The organism is Streptomyces sp. B21-105, from assembly GCF_036898465.1.
In the GTDB taxonomy this organism is placed as follows: Bacteria; Actinomycetota; Actinomycetes; order Streptomycetales; family Streptomycetaceae; genus Streptomyces.
The window spans coordinates 8,031,720-8,053,330 of sequence record NZ_JARUMJ010000001.1 but is presented as its reverse complement, the minus strand read 5'-3'; the positions used below and the strand labels follow the sequence as shown (position 1 = coordinate 8,053,330).

Sequence of the window (21,611 nt, the reverse complement as noted above, 5' to 3'; positions counted from 1 at the left end):
CCCCGGCTACCTCACCCGCCACTCGGTTCGGTCATCGGTTCGCGGACGACGGCGACGCCTCCTTCGGGGACGGTGACGGAGCCCACGACCGGTTTGCCGGTGAGGAGTTCGATCCCTTCGGCGGGGATCTCGGCGCCGTGGCCGGCGTGGTCGATCAGGAAGAGGTAGTCGGCGTCCGCGCCCCGCCGCCTCACCGCCTCGACGCCGGCCGGCACGCCGTGCTCTGGGCGCACTCCGGCCTCCTCAACGATGCGCTCCAGGACGGCGGCCAGGGTGGCGGGGTCGGGGTGGGTGGCGAGGTACCAGGCGGTGCCGCTGCCGTACGCGTGGCGGGTGATGGCCGGGACGCCCGCCAGCGGTCCGTCCGCGTACGTGGCGACGGCCTCCGCCCCGGCGAGCCGGAGGCGTTCGGTCCACAGGTCGGCGGTCGCGTCCCGCGGGACCTGTCCGGTCAGGCCGACCTGGACGCCGGGCAGCAGGGGGAACAACTCGTCGCCGCGCACTCCGAGGAGTTCCCGGAAGGCGCCCGGGTAACCACCCAGGCGTGCGTGGCAGTTCTCGTCCACCGCACCGCTGTGGAAGCCCACGGCGAGGGTGCCGCCGTGCTCGACGAACGCCGCCAGGTTGGTCGCTCCCGCTTCGTCGACCAGGTACAGACTGGGGGCGAGTACGAGCCGGTAGCGGTCGAGGTCGGGGCTGTCGGGACGTACGAAGTCGACCGCCACGCCGGCCCTCCACAGCGGGGTGTACCAGTCCCTCACCAGGTCCTGGAAGCGGAGTTCACCGCTGGGCTGGGAGGGCAGTTCCACGGCCCAGCGGGCGTTCCAGTCCCAGACGACGGCGACCCGGGCGGGGCTGGTGCTGCCGCGGACTTCGGCGAGGGCGCGCAGATCGGCTCCGAGCTGGACGACGTCCTGCCAGATCCGGCTGTCGGTGCCCGCGTGGGGCAGCATCGCCGAGTGCCACTGCTCGGCCCCCGCCTTCGCGGCGCGCCACTGGAAGTAGGCGATGCCGTCGGCGCCGTGCGCGACGTGGGCGAGCGCGTTGCGGCGCATCTCGCCGGGGTTCTTGGCCCGGTTGACGGGCTGCCAGTTGATGGCTCCGGTGGAGTGTTCCATGAGCAGCCAGGGCTGTCCGCCGGCCAGGGAGCGGACCAGGTCGCCGCAGAGAGCGACGTCGGTCTCCGACTCCGGGTCGGTGGAGAGCAGGTAGTGGTCGTTGGAGACGATGTCCAGCTCGGGGGCCCAGCGCCAGTAGTCCATGGCGTCGAAGTTGTGCATCACCATGAAGTTGGTGGTGGCGGGGATGTCCGGGGCGGCGCGGCGGAGCACGTCGCGCTCGGCGGTGAACAGCGAGAGCAGTTCGTCCGAGCAGAAGCGGCGCCAGTCCAGCCGGTGCGCGGGGTTGGGGTCGGCGCCGGTGGCGCGGGGCGGGATGATCTCCTCCCAGTCGTAGTACCACTGGCTCCAGAAGGCGGTGCCCCAGGCGTCGTTGAGCGCGTTCAGGTCGTTGCCGTACTTCGCCTTCAGCCAGGGACGGAAGGCGGCGGCGCTGGTGTCGCAGAAGCATTCGGCGTTGTGGCAGCCGTACTCGTTGTGGACGTGCCACATCGTCACGGCCGGGTGGTCGGCGTAGCGCTCGGCGAGGGCGCCCGCGATGCGCAGCGCCGCGGTGCGGTAGGCGGGGCTGGACGGGCAGAACGTCTGGCGGCTGCCGTACGACAGCGTGCGCCCGTCGCGGTCCACCGGCAGCGCCTCGGGGTGGGCGCGGAAGAACCAGGCGGGCGGGGCGGCTGTGGGGGTGGCGAGGTCGGCGGCGATGCCGTTCTCGTGGAGCAGATCCAGGATCTTGTCCATGCGGGAGAAGTCGTAGACGCCTTCGGACGGCTCGAGCAGGGCCCAGGAGAAGATGCCGACGCTGACCATGGTGACCCCGGCCTCGCGCATCAGGGCCATGTCCTGGGCCCACACCTCCTCGGGCCACTGCTCGGGGTTGTAGTCACCGCCGTAGGCGATGCCGGGAATGCGAAGACGGCGTGCGGTGCTCACTGGTGGTGCTCCGGGAGATAGCAGAGACAGGTGACGTGAGGGGGGTCAGCCCTTGTTGGCGCCCAGGGTGAGGCCGCTGACGAACTGCCGCTGGAGCACGAAGTACACGATCAGGGTGGGGATCGCGGTGAGCAGGGCGCCGGCAGCGACGAGGTTGGGGTCGGTGAAGTACTGGCCGGAGAGGTTGTTCAGCGCCGAGGTGATCGGCATGTTCTCGCCGGTGGAGATCAGGACGAGGGCCCAGAAGAAGTCGTTGTAGATCCAGATGGACAGCAACGTGGCCAGGGCCGCCATCGCGGGCTTGCACAGGGGCAGCACGATCTGCCAGTACAGGCGCCACACGGAGGCCCCGTCGACGAGGGCGGCCTCGGTCAGCTCGTGCGGCAGCGAGCGCATGTAGTTGGCCAGCACGAAGGCGCAGAAGCCGGACTGGAACGCCACGTGGATCAGCACCAGGCCCAGCGCCGAGTCGTACAGCTTGCCGCTCATGGTGATGCCGGGCAGGTCGATCAGCAGGTACAGGCGGTACAGCGGGGTGATGATGACCTGCTGCGGGAGCAGGTTGCCGGCCGTGAACACGAGCAGCAGGAACAGGTTGACCCGAAAGTCGAAGCGGCTGACGTAGAAGGCGACCATCGACGACAGGAACAGCGTCAGCAGCACCGCCGGGACCGCGATGAGCAGCGTGTTCCCGAAGTAGTGCAGCATGTCCGACTGCTCGAACGCGTTCGTGAAGTTGTCGAGGCTCAGTTCGTCGGGCCAGGAGACGTAGCCCTTGGCGCTGGTCTCGGCGTACGGCCGCATCGCCGCGTACATCGCCCACAACAGGGGCGCGAGCCAGGCCAGGGCGCATCCGGCGAGGAAGACGTGCAGCAGGATCCGGGCTGGGCGGACGGGGGTGCGCTGCTTTGCGAGCGCGCTCACGGTGCTCATGCGCGCCGCTCCTTCCGGAAGGTCGCGATCAGGTACGGGATGATGACCGCGAGAGAGATGACCAGCAGGACGACGGCGATCGCGGAGCCGTAACCGATGCGGCTGGACTCGCCGATGATGTTGTTGGTCACCAGGATCGACAGCAGTTCCGTCCCCTCGGCGCCCTTGTTGAAGACGAAGACCAGGTCGAAGGCGCGCAGCGCCTCGATGATCGTCACTACCAGGACGACGGTGTTGGTGGGCCGCAGGGTGGGGAAGATGACGTTCTTGAACGTCTGCCACTCGTTCGCGCCGTCCAGCGAGGACGCCTCCCGCAGGGCCGGATCGACGCCCTTCAGGCCCGCCAGGTAAAGGATCATCATGTAGCCGGTATGGCGCCACGACGCGGCGATGAGGACGGACCACAGGTTGAGGTCCGGGTCGCCGATCCAGTCGATGTAGTGGCCGGGCTTGTTGGCGCCGATCAGGCTGTTGATCAGGCCGGTGTCCGGGTTGTAGACCAGTTGCCAGACGAACCCGATGACCGCCATCGACAGCACGACGGGCAGGAAGAACGCGGTCTGGTACACCTTGCTGAACCGGATGTTCTTGTCGAGCTGCACGGCCAGGAACAGGCCGAGCGGAGTCGGTATCAGGATGAGCACGACGAACCAGGTCACGTTGTGCTCGACGGCGGGCCAGAACTGCGGGTTGCTGGTGAACAGTTCACGGAAGTTCTGCAGCCCGACCCATTTGATGGCGTCGAAGCCGATGCCGTCCCAGGTGGTGAAGGCAAGCGCGATCGAGGCGAGCGCCGTGAGCCAGACGAGCAGGACGTGCAGAATCGTCGGCACCCCGGCCATCAGGCCGAGCGTGAGGCGGTCCCGTCGGGTGAGCAGCCGTCGGTGACCCAAGGGCGCCCGCAACCGCTCGGCCTGACCGGAGGTCACGTTGTCCGGGTGGCCCGGGGGCGGCACTGCGGCCGTCCCCGGGGTGCTGGTGGCGCCGGTCCCGGTACCGGTCTTCGCTGTGACGGTCATGCGGACGCGAAGATCGTCTTCTTCTGGCGCTCGATCGACGCCAGCAGGCTGTCGACGCCCTTGGGGTCGCGGACGAACTTCTGCAGGGCGGGCTGCATCACCGTGGAGGTGAAGTCCGGCCGGCTGTCGCGGTCCATGAACTGGGTGAGGTGCTTGGCGCCGGCGATCGTCGCGTACGCCTTCTTCTGCAGCGCGGTGTACGAGGAGGTGTCGGCCTTGTTGGACGCCGCGACCAGGCTCGGGTCGGACTTCAGGTAGATCTGCTCGGCCTCCGGGCTGCCCAGGAACTCCAGGAGCTTGAGTGCGCCGGCCTTGTTCTTCGGGGCCTTGGAGAGCATGAAGCCGTCGGTGGGCGCCTCGACGGTGTCCTGGCCGTACGCGGAGTCGATCTCCGGGAAGGCGAAGAAGTCGAGGTCGTCCAGGTCGGCCTTGTTCGTGAACTGCTGTGCCACGAAGCTGCCGAACAGGTACATGCCCGCCTTCTTCGAGATCAGCGTCTGGGCCGCGTCCTGCCAGGTGCGGCCGACGGCGCCCTCCTGGTGGTAAGGGAGGATCTCGGCCCAGTTGTCGAAGGTCTTGCGGACCTTGGCGTCGGTCCAGGACGCCTTGCCGGCCATGAGCTCGACGTGGAAGTCGTAGCCGTTGGTGCGGAAGTTGATCTGGTCGAAGGTGCCGAGCGCGGGCCAGGCGTCCTTGTCGCCGAAGGCGAGCGGGACGAGGCCGTCCTTCTTCATCTGCTTGCACAGGGCGACGAGTTGGTCCCAGGTGGTGGGGACTTCGTAGCCGTGCTGCTGGAAGACGCTCTTGCGGTAGAAGACCCCCCAGATGGACGTGGAGATCGGCACGAAGTAGTACTTGCCGTCCGCGCCCTTGCTGAGCGCCTTCATCGCGTCGGGGAAGTTGCCGCCGATCTTCTGCCACACGTCGTCGACCGGGGAGGCCAGGCCCTTGGCCGCGAAGAACTGCATGCGGTAGCCGGCGAACCAGTTGAACACGTCGTCCGGGGTGCCCTGGAGGTAGGAGTTGATCTGCTCCTGGAACGTGTTGTGGTCCTTGGTGTTCACGTCGACCGTGATCCCGGACTGCTTCGTGAACGCCGCGTAGATCTCCGCGAACGCCTTCTTCGGCACCGCGTCCGACGCGTTCGAACCGAGGCTGACGGTCTTCGGGTCGGCAGCCGTACCGCTGCCGCCGCAGGCACTGAGCAGCGGTATGCCGGTGCCGAGGACGGCTGCGCCACCGATACCGCGCAGGACGGTGCGGCGACTGGCGGCAGGCATGGGCCGACCGAGGGAGGAAGAGTGCATTTCGGCTCCTGAAGAGAGCGACGTGCCCGGGTGGCACGTCGGCCCAAGGGGGTGTGACGGGGGAAGCGGTCGTCCACGCGACCAAGAACTCAACACGATCGAACAAATCCGACCGGCGGCTGCGAGGAAGACTGAACGCTCCGAGGAGTCGCTGTCAAGCCCCTCCGACCTGGACTCAGGGCCGACCGAACATGCCTCCAAGGCGGCCGTCCTATCGTCGGACGGCAGCGAAGCCCTCCTTCCGCGAGCGGTCCTGCAAGTGAGCTTCCGCCTTCTGACCTGCACGTATACCCGCCAGAGGCGACCTTCTCAAGGTGGCTGCGCAACCCGTCGCAGACCAGCCGCCCGCCATCGGATCCGTCGCCGCCCATCGGAATCGATATGGCGGGAGCCCTTGACGAACAGCTGTCGGCTACGTAGACATGACCACGCGGTCAGACCGCGTGATCAGACCGCGTGGTCATACAGTTGACCTCCTTCGATGCAGACGCACAGCCGTCAGGAGACTTCATGGCAGCAGTGGTGGGACAGGGCGAGGGCTCCGCTGTGCCGCGCAGCGCGGACGTGGCCCGCCTGGCCGGGGTGTCGCGCAAGACGGTGTCCCGGGTCCTCAACAACGAGCCGTATGTCTCCGAGGAGGCCCGCACAAAGGTCCTCGCGGCCGCTGAGGAACTCGGCTACCGGCTGAACCAGGCGGCCAGGACCCTGGCCTCCGGGCGCACCGGTTCCATCGGCGTGGTCGCCCTGGGCACCGCCGGGTACGGCACCGCTTCACTGCTCGTACACATCGAGCGGGCCGTGCGCGACGCGGGTTACGCGCTCCGCGTGATCAACACGCCGGACGGAGACCCGGCAGGCATCGCCGGCGCTCTGGAGTCGCTGCTCGAGCAGGGCGTGGACGGCGTCGTCGTCTCCGAACCCATCGTGGAGGGGGACGTCGGCGTCCGGGTCGACGTCCCCGTCCTCTTCCTGGGGGCGCCGCCGGCCTTCACGGCCGCCCGCACCGTGACCGTGGGTGTGGGCGCACACGAGCTGGCGCGGGCGGCCACCGAGCATCTGCTGGATCTGGGGCACCCGACCGTCCATCACCTCGCCGGCCCGCGCCGCTGGTACGCCACCAAGGACCGTATCGAGGGATGGCGGGCGGCACTGGCGGCACGTGGCGCGCACGAACCGCCTCTGCTCAACGGTGACTGGTCGGCCGCCTCCGGGTACGCGGCGGGTCGCGAGCTGGCCTCGGACAGCTCGGTGACCGCGGTGTTCGCGGCGGGTGACGAGATGGCCATCGGCCTGATCCACGGCCTGCGTGAAGCAGGGCGTCGGGTGCCGGACGAGATCAGCGTCGTCGGGTTCGACGGCAACCCGGTCTTCGCCTATGTCTCTCCGCCGCTGACCACCGTGCGCCAGCCCTTCGACGCCGCGGCGCGGGAAGGCATCCGCCTGCTCGTGCACGCCATCGAGAAACCGGACGGGGAACTGCCGCCGGCGAGCGACCCACCGGTCGAACTCGTCGTCCGTGGCTCGACCGCACCGCCGCCGGCCCACAAGGGCCACAGCCGTCTGCGCACCACCTGAGCCCGGAGCCCTGAGCACTGAGCCCAGAGCCCTGAGCCCTGAGCCCTGAGCCCTGAGCACTGGGCACTGGGCCCTGGGCCCTGCACTGAGCACTGAGCCCTTGGCCGACGCGGGATGCCGCCGCACGCACCGCGGCAGCCCGCGCACAACAACCGTCACCCCGCGTCCGTCCCCGCGCACAACGGCCGTCACCCCGCATCTGCCCCAGCGGGCGTCGGCTGTACCGGCGGCACCGCCCGGCCGGTCACCGCAGGCCCGCCGGGAGCCGTCACGCGGATCCCGACCACGCCTTTTGTCGCGCTGTCGTCCCGCCCTCCCGTCGGCCGACCCGCCCCTGAACCCCGCCGCCCCCACCTGATCGTCCTGGGGCGGCGGACCGCAGAAGGAAACCCCGTCCCGCCATCGGAGCCGCACATGTTCCCCGCACAGCCAGGCGCCAGACCCGGCGCCGCCCCGCGTTCCGTCCCCTCCGCTCTCCTGTTCCTGCTGCTGGCCCTGGCCGTCGCGGCAGCGACGCTGGTCCTGCCCGCCGCGGGCAGGGCGGACGCCCTCTCCCGCCCGGCCCAGACGCTCTACACCCCGCCGTCCGACGCGCTCTCCCCCGGGAGCTTCTACCCGCGGGCGATGCGCCTGCAGCACAACGGCTCGGCCAACGGCACCCTTCTCGCCACGTTCGAGCAGTACCGCGTGGACATGCCCGTCTTCCCGATCTACCGCAGCACCGACAACGGCGTCTCCTGGACGAAGCTCTCCGAGGTCGCCGACACCCAGAACGGCTGGGGCATGCGCTGGGAGCCCGAGCTGTTCGAACTCCCCCAGGCCATGGGCGGCTTCCCCGCCGGGACGATCCTCGCCGCCGGCGACTCGGTGCCGTACGACCGGTGGGGCGGCAGCAAGATCGACCTGTACGCCAGCACCGACCGCGGTCAGAGCTGGGACTTCGTCACCAACATCGCCACCGGCGGCCCGGCGTTCTCCACCAACGGCTTCACCCCGGTCTGGGAGCCCTACTTCGTGCTCTCCGGCGACCGGCTCATCGTCTACTACTCCGACCAGCGCGACACCGACCACGGCCAGGAGATCGTGCACCAGGTCTCCACGGACCTGCGCAACTGGGGCCCGGTCGTGGACGACGTGTCGATGCCCACCTACGCGGACCGGCCCGGCATGCCCGTGGTCACCCGGCTGCCCAACGGCAACTACGTGATGAGCTACGAGTACTGCAACGCCCCCGAGGGCAGGTGCTCCGTCTACTACAAGATCTCCGCCGACCCGGAGGACTTCGGCTCCGTCACCGGCCGCGTGCTGAGGTCCACCGACGGCGTCATCCCGAGCGGGGCGCCCTTCATCACCTGGCTGCCCGCAGGCGGCCCGAACGGCACCCTCGTCCTCAGCGGCGAGAGCCAGGACGACCTGTTCGTCAACACGGAGAACGGGGCCGCGAACGCCTGGACCCGTATGCGCTCCAACGTCGCCGGCGGGTACAGCCGGGGCATGCTCCCGCTGGCCGACGGCCACAGCCTGATGGTGCTCAGCGGGGGACGCGCGCGCAGCACCGGCGTCAACTCGGTGACGTACAGCGTCGTCGACCTGGGCGACGGCATCTCGGACGGTGCCACCTACACCCTGTCCAACTCGAACAGTGATCTGAAGCTCACCATCGCGGGCGGTTCCACCACCAACGGCACGACCGCGACCCAGCAGAACACCACCGACGCCACCGACCAGCAGTGGCGCTTCGTGCAGCAGTCCTCCGGCTACTTCAAGATCTTCAATGTCGCGAGCGGCAAGGTCCTCGGCGTCGAGAACCAGTCCACCGCCAACGGCGCCCGGATCCTCCAGTGGGACGACAACGGCACCCTCGACCACGAGTGGGCCGTCGCCCCGCACCAGGCCGGCGGCTACACCGTCACCAACCGTGTGACAGGCAAGTACCTGGAGATTCCGAACGCCTCCACCGCCATCGGCACCACGGCCGTCCAGTGGAGCGGCACCAGCTGCGACTGCCAGCGCTGGAACTTCACCCAGACCGCTCTGCCGCCCCTCGGCACCGGTCAGTACGTTCTGGTGAACAAGAACAGCGGCAAGCACCTCGACATCCCGGCCGGCTCCACCACCGCCGGCACCGCCGCCAACCAGTGGCAGAACACGGCCTGTGTCTGCCAGCTCTTCACCTTCCAGTCCGCCGGCAGCGGCGCCTGGACCATCAAGAACGCCAACAGCAACCTCAACCTCGACATCAAGAACTCCTCCAGTGCCGCGGGCGCGGCCGTCGTCCAGAACACCGCCTCCGGCGCCGGCTCCCAGAAGTGGGCCCTCACCGACGCGGGCGGCGGCTACTACAAGCTCCAGAACGTGAACAGCGCCCTCGTCGCCGGCGTCGCCCAGTCCTCCACCGCCAACGGCGCAGCCGTCGTCCAGTGGGGCAGCGCCAACCTCGACGACCAGCTCTGGAAGATCGTCCGGATCAACTGACAGCTCTGTGTCATGACCAGGCGCGGGAACCGCCGGCGAAACGGTTCCCGCGCCTCACCGGGCAAGGCCCGATCCGTACATCATCGACAGACAAAGTGCATGCTCTGACCAGCCCTTTCATGAAAGTACTTCCGTCTGGCAGAAGCCACCTTGCCCAGCGGTCGCCGTCGTCAGGACCCTGAGTCCAACACGGCACGCGGGGCGACGGCGCCCCGCCGACAGGGACGGGGACCCCATGCCTCACATGACCGCCTTCGCCAGGAACCAGTGGTACGTCGCCGCCTACAGTCACGAGGTCGGACGCGAGGAGCTGCTCGGGCGGACGATCCTCGGGGAGCCGCTGGTCTTCTACCGGACCGAGGAGGACGGCACGCCCGTCGCGCTGCACGACCGGTGTGTGCACCGCCGGTTCCCGCTCTCCGAGAGCCGGCTGGACGGCGACCGCATCGTGTGCGGGTACCACGGCTTCACCTACGACACCACCGGCGCGTGTGTGTACGTGCCCGGGCAGAAGCGCATCCCGCGTACCGCCCGGGTCACCGCCTACCCGGTCGTCGAGCAGGACTCCCTGGTGTGGGTCTGGATCGGCGACCCTGCGCTCGCCGACCCGCAGACCATCCCGCGCGCCCGCCACCTCGACGCTCCCGGCTGGACGACCGTGCGCGGCATGGAACCGATCGACGCGGACTACGGGCTGCTCGTCGACAACCTCCTCGACCTGTCCCACGAGACGTATCTGCACGGCGGTTACATCGGCACGCCCGAGGTCGCCGAGACGCCGATCACCACCGAGGTCGACGAGGGTGCCGGGATCGTCCGGGTGAGCCGGCACATGGACGACGCCGAGTGCCCGCCCTTCTACGCCCGTTCGACCGGCATCGAGGGCCGGATCACCCGGTGGCAGGACATCGAGTACCACGCGCCGTGCCTGTATCTGCTGCACAGCCGCATCGCGCCGGTGGGCGTGCTGCCGGAGGCCGACGGGAGCGACCCGAACGGGTTCCACACCGAGATCACGTACGCGATCACCCCGTCCGCCGACGGCAAGGTGTACGACTTCTGGATGGTCTCGCGGGACTGGGCGACGGACGACGACGAGGTCACCGAGTTCCTGCGCGGCAACAACCACACTGTGGTCATGCAGGACGTCGACGCCCTGAACCTCCTGCAGCGGACGCTGGGTTCGGAGCGGTCCGGCTACCAGGAGCTGAGCATCAACATCGACACCGGTGGTCTCGCCGCCCGCCGCATCCTCGCCCGGCTGGTGGAGGAGGGCGACAAGCCGGTGGAGCGGGTCCTGTGAGCAGCCCCACCGGCGAGGTCTACCGCGTCGACTGGCTGCCGGGCACCGACATCCTGCACGGCACCTGCCACTGCGGAGCCCAGCACACCGAGCAGGACCCGGTGCGGATGTGGGAGTGGATGCTGGCCCATCCGGACGGCCACGAACCGCACGGGCACGCACCGCACGGGCACGCACCGCACGAAACCGAGCCGCAGAAGGGAGCACCTCATGAGTGAAGTCCACGAAGCCGAACTCGTCGTCGAACGGCGTGAGTTCGCGGCCGACGGGGTGCTCGCCCTCACCCTGCGCCACCCTTTGGGCGAGCCGCTCGCGGCCTGGGAGCCCGGCGCCCACGTCGACGTGGTCCTCGGGCCGGACCTGGAGCGGCAGTACTCGCTCTGCGGCGACCCGGCCGACAGGAGCGCCTGGCGGATAGCGGTGCTGCGCGAGCCGGCCGGACGGGGCGGGTCGGCCCATGTGCACGAGGAGGTGAGGGAGGGCGACAAGCTCCGGGTGCGCGGTCCGCGCAACCACTTCGCCCTGCGCCCGGCGGCCCGTTACCGGTTCATCGCGGGCGGCATCGGGATCACGCCCGTCCTGCCGATGCTGGCGGCCGCCGAGGCGGCGGGCGCCGAGTGGACCCTGCTGTACGGCGGCCGCACCCGTGACTCCATGGCGTTCACACGCGAGTTGGCGCGGTACGGCGAGCGGGTCACGGTCGCGCCCCAGGACGAGAGCGGCCTGCTGGACCTCGGCTCGGTGCTCGACGAGCTGCCCGAGGACGCCCTCGTCTACTGCTGCGGCCCCGGTCCGCTGCTGGACGCGGTGGAGGAGCGCTGCCCGGCCGGTGCGCTGCATGTCGAGCGGTTCCAGGCCAGGGAGCAGCCCGTCGGCACGGACGCGGAGTTCGAGGTCGAACTCGCGCAGAGCGGCCGTACGGTGACGGTCGCGCCGGGCGTGTCCGTGCTGGACACGGTGCGCGCGGCCGGCGTCGAGGTGCTCTTCTCCTGCACCGAGGGCACCTGCGGCACCTGTGAGACCGATGTGCTGGAGGGGGTGCCGGAGCACCGCGACTCGGTGCTGACCGCCGAGGAGCGGGAGGCCGGGGAGACCATGATGATCTGTGTGTCCCGGTGCCGGGGCAGGAAGCTGGTCCTCGACCTGTGACCCACGGGACCTACCGGCGTCCCACGGGACGTACCGGCGTCCCACGGGACGTACCGGCGTCCTGCGGGACGTACCGCGACCGCCGGGACGTACCTGCGACCCGCAGAACGTGCCGGCGACCCGCGGGACGCCGACGGCCCGGGGGCCTCAGGCCTCCGCGGCCGGCACCACGCTGAGGTGACTCGCGGCGCGGCGCCCGGCGCGCGTCCTGCGTGCGGCGGGAGCGGGACGCGCCTCGCGCAGCACCATCGTCAGCCGCGTGTACCCCATGTCCCGCAGGGTCCTCGGGGTGTCCTCGACGATGCGGCAGTCCGTGGCGCCCCAGCGCGGGTCGGGATGCAGCACCGGGCGGACCGCCCCGTCGTGCTCCACCGCTCCTTCGCCGACCGCGCGGATCCAGTGCGGCAGGCCGTACCGGTAGGCGGCCTCCATGATCGGGTCCTGGGCGATCTCACGACGGATCGCCAGCAGCCCGTGGTCGTGACCGTGCCGCTCCACGGCCGCCGCGAAACGCGCGAGCATCGGCAGGCACCAGCCGGCTTCGTGGTCGCCGAGCACCGACGGCGCGTCGGGATGGAAGAGCACGAAACGCAGGAAGTTGTCGCCCGGCAGGGCTGTCGGATGCGGGCCCACCGCGCGGAAAAGTGACGCGAAAGCAGCGTTGGACTGCACCACGTCCCACCGGTGGTCGACCACGACGGACGGGAAGGGGACGGCCTCCAGATAGACGGCGCAGTCCTGCAGATACGCCTGGGCCTCGGGCCCTTCGGGGACGGGCCGCGGTACGGACCGCTGCCCACCTGCCTGATATGCCATCGGGAGGTCACCCCTCTTGCCTCTGCGGCCTTCACGCGGCGCCCCGATCCTGCTGCCGAGGCGCATACATGTCAACTATCGTGGCATTCCATGCTCGTTGACGGCTGAAATTGGCCACAGTTGTGGCGAGACCTGGATGTGAGTTCGAAGAACCCGCTACTCTCCACAAGTTCACGGCGACCGTCTGTGCCGATGAGCGTGTGCCGGTGAGAGGGACATGCGAGACCTAGGAGACCTGTCGGTGGCGGAGGATGGCTTCGAGGTTCCGGGCACCGCCGCGACGGTGCTGCTGTCGGCCGTCGTCGCCCGTGTCGCCGCGCTCGCCGACCGGCTCGGCGTGGCGCACGCGGAGGTCTTCGCCACCGGGCGGCTGTCCGTCGCCTCCGGTGTCCCCGAGCCCGTGGTCAGGGCCCTGTTGAGCGGCCGGCCCGCCGGCGAGCCCGATGTGCAGGCCCGCTTCCTGCAACGCCTGGACCTGTTGCGCCGTACGCGGCTCAAGCCGAACGGCCGCAAGTACACCCAGCAGGAGATCGCCGACGGTGCGGGCATGTCGCGCCAGCAGGCGGGCGCCCTCATCAACGGCGACCGGCGCCCCACGATGGAGCACTGCGACGCTCTGCAGCGCTTCTTCCGCGTGCACGCGGGCTTCCTCACGGCGGAGGACCCCGAGGCCCTCGCGGGGGCGTTGCAGCACACCGAACAGGAGCTGCTGCAGAAGCTCGCGGCGCGGGAGGCGGCCGCGGCCGCCGAGGACCCGCTGGAGCGGCTGCTGCAGGACCACGGTGTGCGCGGGATAGCGTGGCGGGCCGCCCAGCTGCCCACCGACCAGCACCGCGACAAGGTCGCCGAGTGGCTGGACATGCTCCTGGAGAGCGTGAAGCGGCCCGAGTCGTGATCCGGGGGAGAAGTGTGAGCATCGCGAAGGAAATGCGCCGGCTCAGCGGCGAACTGGTCTCGGAGCTGACCCTCCCGGCCCCCGCCCCGCCTGCCGACCTGTACGCCGCCCTGTGCGACGGGATGAGCAGACGGCGCGGCCGCCCCGTGCACTTCCGGATGGCCCCCTTCCCCGCGGACACCGCCAGCGGGCTGTGGCTCGACATGGCGGACCAGGATCTCGTCGTCATCGAGGAACGCACCGCCCCCGACCACCAGTTGGTGATCCTGGGACACGAGCTGTGGCACATGAAGGCGGGGCACTGCAGCCATCACGTCGAAGGCGCCACGGTCGCGGCACGTTTACTCAGCGACGGGGCGGACCTGCGGGCGACGGTCCGCAGCGTGGCGGCGCGCACCCGTTTCGACCTGGCCGACGAGCGGCAGGCCGAGAGCTTCGGCCTGCTGCTGGCCAGCAAGTGCCGTGCCTGGCTACCGGGTTCGTCCCCCCGGGGCCGCGGTCAGCGGGACCACCTGGCCGGCCGTATCGGGACGTCTCTCGGGTACCTGGGGCCGCAGAACTGACAGTGGCGCCGTCGGGGGCCGCGCATCCGGCGCGTTCGTGAGGTGACGGCTCTTGACGCCGCCCCGTCCCGATCCGGGCCGCCGAGCCGTCGACGGCACCGACAGGGCCGACAGCGCCGACAGCGCGTCACGGCCCTTTACGCAGCTCGGGCGCCGTTCTTCGCACGGAGTCCCGCAAGGCCGGCCTGCGCCGAGCGGGCGAACCGACGTGGAGGACAGCCGGATTGTCAGTGGTGGGCGGCAAGCTGGTGGGTGCGCCGCCGCACGGTGGCGTACGCGCCGTGGGGGCGCGTGGCAGACGACGACGCCGACACGGGGAGAGCCGACCGATGCCCACTGCCGTACTGACCGACCGCGAACGCACCGCCGTCCAGGCCTACCTCCGGCTGCTGCACACCGTGCGGGCCGCCTTCGGCGACGAGGAGGGCGGTGGGCTCGTCGGCACGTGCCGGCCGTCCCACGACCGGCTGCCCCCGGTGGTGCCGCCCGCCGTCCTGGCGGAGGCCGAGCAGGCACTGGCCGACGCGGGACTGGCCGGCAACGAGGAGGAGTTCTTCCGACTGCTGCACAGCTGGTGCCCCGGCAGATGACCGCCGGGGACCCGACAGACGACGGCCGACGCCCCGGCAGGCGACCGCTGGGCCCGGCAGACGACGACGGCTGGTGCCCCGGCAGGTGAGTGCGGGCGGCCGCCTCAGGCGTGCGGCACCGTCACCGCCGTGGCCAGCAGCCCGCGCTGTACGGTCCAGCGGCCGTGGAAGTGCTCGACCCGACGCCCGCCGACCACCGGCCCGGGGACCAGCAGCCGGGCCCGGAACCCACCCTGCGCACGCGTCCCCGGCCCGGCGGTGACGGCTGGGGGGTCGACGCCGGCTGTCCGACCGTCGTCGACGGCGCGGCCGAGGTCGGCCGGGCGGCCGTCGTCGGCCGGGCTCTTGGCGTCGGCTGGGTTCTTGACGCGGGTTGGGATCTTGACGTCGGCTGTCCGGTTGTCGTCGGTCCAGAGGTCGATGTCGGCCTCGCTGAAGTCCAGCCACATACGGGTGAGGGGGAACCACGCCTTGTAGACGGACTCCTTGGCGCTGAACAGGAGCCGGTCCCAGTGCACCTCGGGACGGTCCGCGGCCCGCCGCTCGAGCCGCGCCGCCTCCTCGGGCAGGGCTATGGCGCACAGCACTCCCTCGGGCAGCGGCCCGTGGGGTTCGGCGTCGACACCGAGCGAGGCCAGGTCCGCGGCCCGCACCAGGGCCGCCGCGGAGTAGTCCGCGCAGTGCGTCATGCTGCCCGTGACACCGTCCGGCCAGCCCGGCGCGCCGCGTTCGCCGGGCAGCACGGGCCGGGCGGGCACTCCCAGCTTCTCCATGGCGCGCCGGGCGCAGCCGCGGACGACGGTGAACTCGCGGCGCCGCTTGTCGACCGCCCGCGTCAGCAGCGCCTCCTCCTGCGGGTACAGCGGCGTGTCCCCGAACTCGCGGACGCCTTCCTCGCCGAACGCCTCCACCGCCACCACGGACGCGGGCAACAGTTCCTCGATCACGAAGCCTCCGCCTCCCGGGGCAGGATGCGCCGCAGGCGGCCCGGCGGCTGCGGCCGCTTGCGCCATTCGCGGGGGTAGCCCACCGACACCTCCTCGAAGCGGACGCCCTCGTGCCAGGTCGTCCGCGGGATGTGGAGGTGACCGTAGACCATGGTCTCGATCCGGAACCTGCGGTGCCAGTCGGCCGTGAGCCCGGTGCCGCACCACATGGCGAACTCGGGATGCCACAGCACGTCCATCGGGTGCCGGTGCAGGGGGTAGTGGTTGACGGGGACGACGGGCATGCCGTCGGGGATCTCGGCGAGCCGCCGCTCGGTCTCGGCGACCCGGGCCCGGCACCACGCCTCGCGGCTCGGATACGGGTCGGGGTGCAGCAGGTACTCGTCGTTGCAGACGATGCCCGTGCCCTCCGCGTAGGTCAGCCCCTCCTCCTTGGTCGTACACCCGGCCGGCAGGAACGTGTAGTCGTACAACAGGAACAGCGGGGCGACGACGACCGGGCCGCCGGGGCCCTCCCATACCGGGTAGGGATCCTCGGGGCTGGTCACCCCCAGGTCGCGGCAGAGCTCCACCAGGTACTCGTAGCGGGCGACCCCGCGCAGGGTGACCGGGTCCGTGGGGTGCGTCCACAGCTCGTGGTTGCCGGGGACCCAGACGACCTTGCGGAAGCGGCTCGCGAGGGTCTTCAGCGCCCAGCGGATGTCGGCTGTGCTCTCCGAGACGTCGCCGGCGACGAGCAGCCAGTCCTCGTCCGTCTCCGGGACCATGGCCTCGACGAGGGCCCGGTTCTCCGCGTAGCCGATATGCAGATCACTGACGGCCAGGAGTCGCCCGGCGGCAGCGGCCGTCGACGTCACTTCGCACCCCCGCTCACAAGCCCCACGCTCCGTATCCATATGCACACACCAGTGTGCCCACGAGAACACATTCGCGGCACCGGTACAAGGTCAAATCACGCCGGTCGTGAGGCCTGCACCGGCCCTCACCTGCGCCGGAGCGCCCCATTACCGGACGGGGCGCCACACGGGAACAAGATCGGCGATTCCGTGACACCCGCGTTGCACGCGGCACCCCCGGGAAGCCGTATGATCGCCCCAACACCACCGCCATGGACGTCCCTTCCGCAGGGCGGTTTGGTGACCCACCATTCCCCCTGCCCGGGCCGGGCCTGCTTCGCCCTGCCCGCGAACCGTGAAAGGCGGCCTCGCATGGTCTCTCGCGTACGCGTCTGGCTCAACCGCACGTACGCGGAGAACGTGTTCTTCACGGATCAGCTGCGACGAAATCCCAGCGACCGCGCCGTCGAGATCCATGCCACGCACGGTGACGCCGACTCCCCCGTGCTGGCCGCCGCCGACACCGCCGAACTCGAGCCGGAGGGACTCTCCCCGGCCGCTTACGTCGAGTACGCGCTGGCCCAGTGCAGGCGCCGCGGCATCGACGTGTTCGTGCCCCGGCTGCACCAGACGGCGATCGTGGCGCACCGCGCCGAGTTCGAGGCGGTCGGCACCGCGCTGCTGGCGCCGCCGCCGGAGGCCGTCGCCGTCTTCCACGACAAGGTGATCGCGTACGAGGCCGTGCAGGCGATCGGCGTGCCCGTGCCGCCGTGGTACCGGATCCGGTCGGCGGACGAACTCGTGGCCGCCGTCGAGGAGTTGGAGGACGCGGGGCACAAGCCGTGCTTCAAGCCGGCGTCCGGCGCAGGCGGGGTCGGCTTCCGGATGATCACCCGGGCGCCCTTCTCGCTGGCGCACCTCTCCGGCTTCCCGAGCCCGTACGTCCAACTCGACGCGGTGGTCGAGGTGCTGAAGCAGGCCGAGGAGGAAGGCGAGCAGGTCGACTGGCTGGTCATGCCGCGCCTGGAGCAGCCGGAGGTGTCCGTGGACTGCCTCACCGGCCCGGACAACGTCGTGCGGATGGCCATCGGCCGGACGAAGAACGGCCGCCGACGGGGCTTCACCCTGCACGAGCAGTGGCTGGAGCCGGCGCGCCTGATCGCCGAGGGCTTCGGACTGCACTACCTGTCCAACATCCAGTTCCGCATGTTCGGCGACCGGCCGGTCCTGATGGACGTCAACACCCGGCCGGCCGGCGGACTGCACCAGCTGTCCCAGTGCGGAATCAACGCGCCCTGGGCCGCCGTGCAGTTGGCGCTCGGCGAGGATCCGGGCGAGATCGTGCCGCCGTTCCTGGGACAGGACTACACCGTGGTGTCGGGGCCGCGGCCGCTGCGCGCGGTGACGCTGCCGCACCCGCGGCTTGACGAGGTGGCAGCCGAGCCGCTGCTGCCGGCCGTGCCCGCCCCGGCCGACTCCGTCGAGGCGGCACCCGCGGCGCAGGCGACACCGGCGGCTCAGGCGCTGCCGCTCTAGAAAGACCCGAAACGGATACACCCGCTCACCGGTATGGAGCAATCCGCCCGTCATCTTGACGGGCGGATTGCTCCATACCCATTTTGTCGCGCACCCCAACGCACCCCAACACACCCCAGCGCATCCCCAGCACTCCCGAGTGCTCCCTGCACTCCCTGCACTCCCTGCACTCCCTTCCGCTCCCGAACACCGCCAGATCGCGCCCGCAGCACACCTCAGGGACCCGGGGGACTCTTTTCCGCCCGGGGTGTATCAGGGGCGTACCCGCGGACTCTCAAGGGGGAAGGGCCACCGGGGGAGCACCGGCCCTTGGGGGGGAAGCACAGGGATCGACGGGGGACGCTCCGGGGATCGACGGGGGATCCTCGGGGCACGGGGGATCGGGGGGATCGGGTCGGCCGGCCGCTGTCACGGGGAGCGGCCGGCCGACCCGACCGTGCGTCAGGAACGTCCGGGCCGGCGGTTCGGGCCGGCGCCGGGACCTGTCCTACGCGCCCCGGCGCAGTCGCAGGGTCAGGATCTGGAAGGGGCGCAGGGTCACCTCGACCGTGCCGTCACCGGGCACCGAGATGGCGGACTGCTCCTGCAGCGGTCGTTCCAGCAGGTCGGTGACGCGCGCGCTAGCCAGCGGGAAGCCGGTGCGCAGCACGCCTCGGGCCCGTCCGCCGCGGGACTCGTACAGCCGCACGACGACGTCGCCCGACCGGTCGTCGGCGAGCTTGACGGTCTCCACGGTCACGCCGCCCGCGCCCCCGCCGTCGCCGTCGCCGTCGCCGTCCACGGACACGACCGGCGCCGCGGCGCCCGCCGACTCGGACACCCGCAACGGCAGGTTGAGGGCGTACCCCTCGGCGACGGCGTCCGCGATCGTGGCGCCCGGCAGCAGGGAGTACGTGAACCGGTGCCGGCCCTGGTCGGCCTCGGGGTCCGGGATGCGCGGGGCGCGCACCAGGCTGAGGGCGACCGTGGTCGTCGTGCCGCCGTCCTCGCGGACCGTGCGGGAGACGTCGTGGCCGTACGTCGAGTCGTTGAGGACCGCGACGCCGTAGCCGGGTTCGCCGACGTGCACCCAGCGGTGGCCGGAGACCTCGAAGCGGGCCGCCTCCCAGCTGGTGTTGGTGTGGGTGGGCCGCTGGACGTGGCCGAACTGGATCTCGGCGGACGAGTGCGGCGCGCGGACGTCGACGGGGAAGGCGGCCTTGAGGATCTTCTCGGCCTCGTGCCAGTCGAGGTCGGTCTCGATGTCGACGCGGGGGCTGCCGGCCCGCACGGTGATCGTCTGGGTGAGGGTCGAGCCCTTGCCGAAGGAGCGGGTGACGCGCAGGGCGCCGAGCAGCGGGTCGTCCTCGACGACGCTGACCGAGTCCGGGTCGAGCAGGTCGGTGAAGCGGTTCTTGTAGTGCTTGTCGATGTCCCAGGCGTCCCAGTGGTTGGGCAGGTCGGTGTGCAGGCGGAGCAGGTTGCCGGGGCCGGCGAGGACCTCGCGGTCCGCCCGCAGGTCGCGCACCGAGGACAGTGTGCCGTCCGCCGCGACCTCCACGCGGACCAGGCCGTTGTCGAGGGTCAGCCCGGAGACCGTCACCGGCTGCGGGGAGCCGACGGTGTCCGCGGCCAGCGGCGCGCTGCCGTTCGCGGGGACCTCCACGTAGGCCGGTGCCCCCGCGGAGGTGCGCAGCACCTCGGCGCGGTCGTACGGGCTGGTGTTGAACACCCGGGTGGCGCCGGCGCCCAGCGCGGCGACCGCCTCTGCGGTCAGCGCCTCCAGCTCCCCTGCGACGCGGGCGTACTCGGCCTCCGCCTCGCGGTGCACCCAGGCGATCGAGGAGCCCGGCAGGATGTCGTGGAACTGGTGCAGCAGCACCGTCTTCCAGAGCCGGTCGAGCCGGTCGTACGGGTAGGCGTAGCCCGGCGCGTGCAGGGCGGCCGTCGTCGCCCACAACTCCGCCTCGCGGAGCCGGTGTTCGGAGCGCCGGTTGCCCTGCTTGGTGCGGGCCTGCGTGGTGTAGGTGGCGCGGTGCAGCTCCAGGTAGAGCTCGCCGACCCACACGGGGGCGTCCGGGTACTCCTCACGGGCCTTGGCGAAGAAGACGTCGGGGTGCTCGACGACGACCTTCGGCGAGCCTTCCAGGTCGGCGAGCCGGCGCGCCCGTTCCATGATCTCGCGGGTGGGGCCGCCGCCGCCGTCGCCCCAGCCGAAGGGGGCGAGGGAGCGCGTGCCGCCGCCCTTCTCGGAGTAGTTGCGCACCGCGCGGTCCATCTCCTCGCCGCTGAAGCGGGCGTTGTAGGTGTCGATCGGCGGGAAGTGGGTGAAGATGCGGGTGCCGTCGATGCCCTCCCACCAGAAGGTGTGGTGGGGGAACTTGTTGGTCTGGTTCCAGGAGATCTTCTGGGTGAGGAACCAGTCGTTGCCGGCGAGCTTGGCGAGCTGCGGGTAGGCGGCGTTGTAGCCGAAGGAGTCGGGCAGCCAGACGCCCTTCGTCTCGACGCCGAAGTGCTCGATGAAGAACCGCTTGCCGTGGACGAGCTGGCGGGCGATGGCCTCGCCGCCGGGCAGGTTGCCGTCGGACTCGACCCACATGCCGCCGACCGGGACCCACTGTCCCTTCTTCACCGACTCCTGGATGCGCGCCCACACGTGCGGGTAGTTGTCGCGGACCCACTCGTACTGCTGCGCCTGGGAACAGGCGAAGACGAAGTCCTCGTACTCGTCGGCGAGCGCGGTGACGTTGGAGAAGGTGCGGGAGGTCTTGCGCTTGGTCTCGCGGATCGGCCACAGCCAGGCGGAGTCGATGTGCGCGTGGCCGACGCCGGAGATGGTGTGGGCGCTGGCGTGCGCGGGCCGGGCCAGGACCGGGGCGAGGACCTCGCGGACCGCGGCGGCGCTGCCGGAGACGTCGTCCAGGTCGAGGGTGTCCATGGCCCGGTCCAGGGCGTGCGTGATCTCGTGGCGACGCGGCTCGTGCTCGGCGAGGTGGACCATCAGCCCGCGCAGCACCTGGAGGTCGAGGTCGAGGTGCCAGACCTGCTCGTCGAGGACGGCGAGGTCGGCGCGGCGGAAGGTGTACAGCGGACGGTCGCCGGCCGTCAGCACGTCGCCGAGCGGGGTCGGCTCGGCGAAGCCGCCGGCCAGGATGTCGGGGTTGGAGGCCCCCTCGACGAGGTAGTCGATGCTCTCGCCGCCGGTCGCCGGGTTGCCGATCGGCACGTACTGGTTGAGCGGGTTGACGGCCTTCAGCGGCGTCCCGTCGGTGCGGTGGACGAGCGCCTCGACCTGGTTGCCGGGCCAGTCGCCGGTGAAGCCGAGGTCGATGACGGCCTCGACGCGCCGGCCCGCCCACTCGTCGGGCACCCGGCCGCGCATCCGGAACCAGGTGGTGCCCCAGGGCGGGCCCCACGGGGTGTCCATGGCGAACGGCTCGTAGACGGCGGCGGCGGCCTCCTCGAAGGACACGGGCTCCCCCGGCGCCTGCCAGGCCTCGACCTCGAGGGGCACGGTCGCCGCGTAGATCGCGGGCTTGACGCGCTGGTTGTGGACGCGCTCGACGCGCTCCTCGATGCGGCGGCGTTCGTCATGCATGGGGAATCTCCAGAGAGGGACCACGAAGTGCGGGTAGGCCCG

General features: G+C 70.8%; 17 protein-coding genes. 9 read left to right on the top strand and 8 right to left on the bottom strand.

The features are described 5' to 3' along the window. Positions 1–11 precede the first annotated feature (11 nt). From QA802_RS36060 to QA802_RS36045, 4 genes are read right to left on the bottom strand one after another with little or no spacing between them, the layout of a single operon-like run. Positions 12–2,048: a beta-galactosidase gene (locus QA802_RS36060; RefSeq protein ID WP_334531818.1), complete on the bottom strand. Its 2,037-nt coding sequence runs from the start codon at positions 2,046–2,048 to the stop codon at positions 12–14. Between the two features lie 45 nt (positions 2,049–2,093). Further along, positions 2,094–2,981 carry a carbohydrate ABC transporter permease gene (locus QA802_RS36055; RefSeq protein WP_334531815.1) on the bottom strand — a complete coding sequence of 296 codons (888 nt, stop codon included), beginning with the start codon at positions 2,979–2,981 and terminating at the stop codon, positions 2,094–2,096. After that, on the bottom strand, positions 2,978–4,000 hold the full coding sequence (locus QA802_RS36050) for a carbohydrate ABC transporter permease (protein ID WP_334531812.1): 1,023 nt from the start codon (positions 3,998–4,000) through the stop codon (positions 2,978–2,980). Before QA802_RS36050 ends, QA802_RS36055 begins: the two co-directional genes overlap by 4 nt. Then, positions 3,997–5,280 carry an ABC transporter substrate-binding protein gene (locus tag QA802_RS36045; protein ID WP_334531810.1) on the bottom strand — a complete coding sequence of 428 codons (1,284 nt, stop codon included), beginning with the start codon at positions 5,278–5,280 and terminating at the stop codon, positions 3,997–3,999. The genes QA802_RS36050 and QA802_RS36045 overlap by 4 nt, the downstream gene beginning before the upstream one ends. Before the next feature lie 537 nt (positions 5,281–5,817). Between QA802_RS36045 and QA802_RS36040 the strand changes: the two genes are divergently transcribed. The 5 genes from QA802_RS36040 (at position 5,818) to QA802_RS36020 (ending at position 11,809) form a co-directional block, all read left to right on the top strand. Beyond that, positions 5,818–6,882 (top strand): LacI family DNA-binding transcriptional regulator, encoded by a 1,065-nt coding sequence (locus QA802_RS36040; RefSeq protein WP_334531807.1) that lies wholly within the window; start codon positions 5,818–5,820, stop codon positions 6,880–6,882. Between the two features lie 414 nt (positions 6,883–7,296). Further along, positions 7,297–9,357 carry an RICIN domain-containing protein gene (locus QA802_RS36035; RefSeq protein ID WP_334531804.1) on the top strand — a complete coding sequence of 687 codons (2,061 nt, stop codon included), beginning with the start codon at positions 7,297–7,299 and terminating at the stop codon, positions 9,355–9,357. Between the two features lie 235 nt (positions 9,358–9,592). Further along, the gene (locus QA802_RS36030; protein WP_334531801.1) at positions 9,593–10,660 is read left to right on the top strand and encodes an aromatic ring-hydroxylating dioxygenase subunit alpha; all 1,068 of its coding nucleotides are present in this window, start codon (positions 9,593–9,595) and stop codon (positions 10,658–10,660) included. Next, the gene (locus QA802_RS36025; RefSeq protein WP_334531798.1) at positions 10,657–10,878 is read left to right on the top strand and encodes a hypothetical protein; all 222 of its coding nucleotides are present in this window, start codon (positions 10,657–10,659) and stop codon (positions 10,876–10,878) included. The genes QA802_RS36030 and QA802_RS36025 overlap by 4 nt, the downstream gene beginning before the upstream one ends. Continuing rightward, entirely contained in the window at positions 10,871–11,809 is a 939-nt protein-coding gene (locus QA802_RS36020) for a PDR/VanB family oxidoreductase (RefSeq protein ID WP_334531796.1), read from the top strand. Before QA802_RS36025 ends, QA802_RS36020 begins: the two co-directional genes overlap by 8 nt. A 147-nt stretch (positions 11,810–11,956) precedes the next feature. On the opposite strand, the gene QA802_RS36015 is transcribed toward QA802_RS36020, so the two are convergent. Beyond that, on the bottom strand, positions 11,957–12,625 hold the full coding sequence (locus QA802_RS36015; protein ID WP_334531794.1) for an MmyB family transcriptional regulator: 669 nt from the start codon (positions 12,623–12,625) through the stop codon (positions 11,957–11,959). Between the two features lie 241 nt (positions 12,626–12,866). On the opposite strand from QA802_RS36015, the gene QA802_RS36010 reads away from it, so the two are divergent. The 3 genes from QA802_RS36010 (at position 12,867) to QA802_RS36000 (ending at position 14,673) form a co-directional block, all read left to right on the top strand. Further along, positions 12,867–13,520 carry a helix-turn-helix domain-containing protein gene (locus QA802_RS36010; RefSeq protein WP_334531791.1) on the top strand — a complete coding sequence of 218 codons (654 nt, stop codon included), beginning with the start codon at positions 12,867–12,869 and terminating at the stop codon, positions 13,518–13,520. A gap of 32 nt (positions 13,521–13,552) precedes the next feature. Beyond that, on the top strand, positions 13,553–14,083 hold the full coding sequence (locus tag QA802_RS36005) for a toxin-antitoxin system, toxin component (protein WP_334535095.1): 531 nt from the start codon (positions 13,553–13,555) through the stop codon (positions 14,081–14,083). 329 nt (positions 14,084–14,412) lie between these two features. After that, on the top strand, positions 14,413–14,673 hold the full coding sequence (locus QA802_RS36000; RefSeq protein WP_334531788.1) for a hypothetical protein: 261 nt from the start codon (positions 14,413–14,415) through the stop codon (positions 14,671–14,673). A gap of 104 nt (positions 14,674–14,777) precedes the next feature. Here QA802_RS36000 and QA802_RS35995 read toward each other — a convergent pair whose 3' ends face one another. Together QA802_RS35995 and QA802_RS35990 are read right to left on the bottom strand one after the other, a co-directional pair. Continuing rightward, positions 14,778–15,620 carry a 4'-phosphopantetheinyl transferase family protein gene (locus QA802_RS35995; RefSeq protein ID WP_334531786.1) on the bottom strand — a complete coding sequence of 281 codons (843 nt, stop codon included), beginning with the start codon at positions 15,618–15,620 and terminating at the stop codon, positions 14,778–14,780. Next, complete coding sequence (locus tag QA802_RS35990; RefSeq protein WP_319171634.1) at positions 15,617–16,477, bottom strand: metallophosphoesterase family protein; 861 nt, start codon at positions 16,475–16,477, stop codon at positions 15,617–15,619. Before QA802_RS35990 ends, QA802_RS35995 begins: the two co-directional genes overlap by 4 nt. A 351-nt stretch (positions 16,478–16,828) precedes the next feature. Here QA802_RS35990 and QA802_RS35985 point away from each other — a divergent pair, with 351 nt between their 5' ends. Then, a complete protein-coding gene (locus QA802_RS35985) occupies positions 16,829–17,992 on the top strand; it encodes an ATP-grasp domain-containing protein (RefSeq protein WP_334531783.1) in 1,164 nt (387 codons plus the stop codon). 487 nt (positions 17,993–18,479) lie between these two features. Here the strand turns inward: QA802_RS35985 and QA802_RS35980 are convergent, their stop codons facing one another. Further along, entirely contained in the window at positions 18,480–21,569 is a 3,090-nt protein-coding gene (locus tag QA802_RS35980; RefSeq protein ID WP_334531780.1) for an alpha-mannosidase, read from the bottom strand. Positions 21,570–21,611 lie beyond the last annotated feature (42 nt).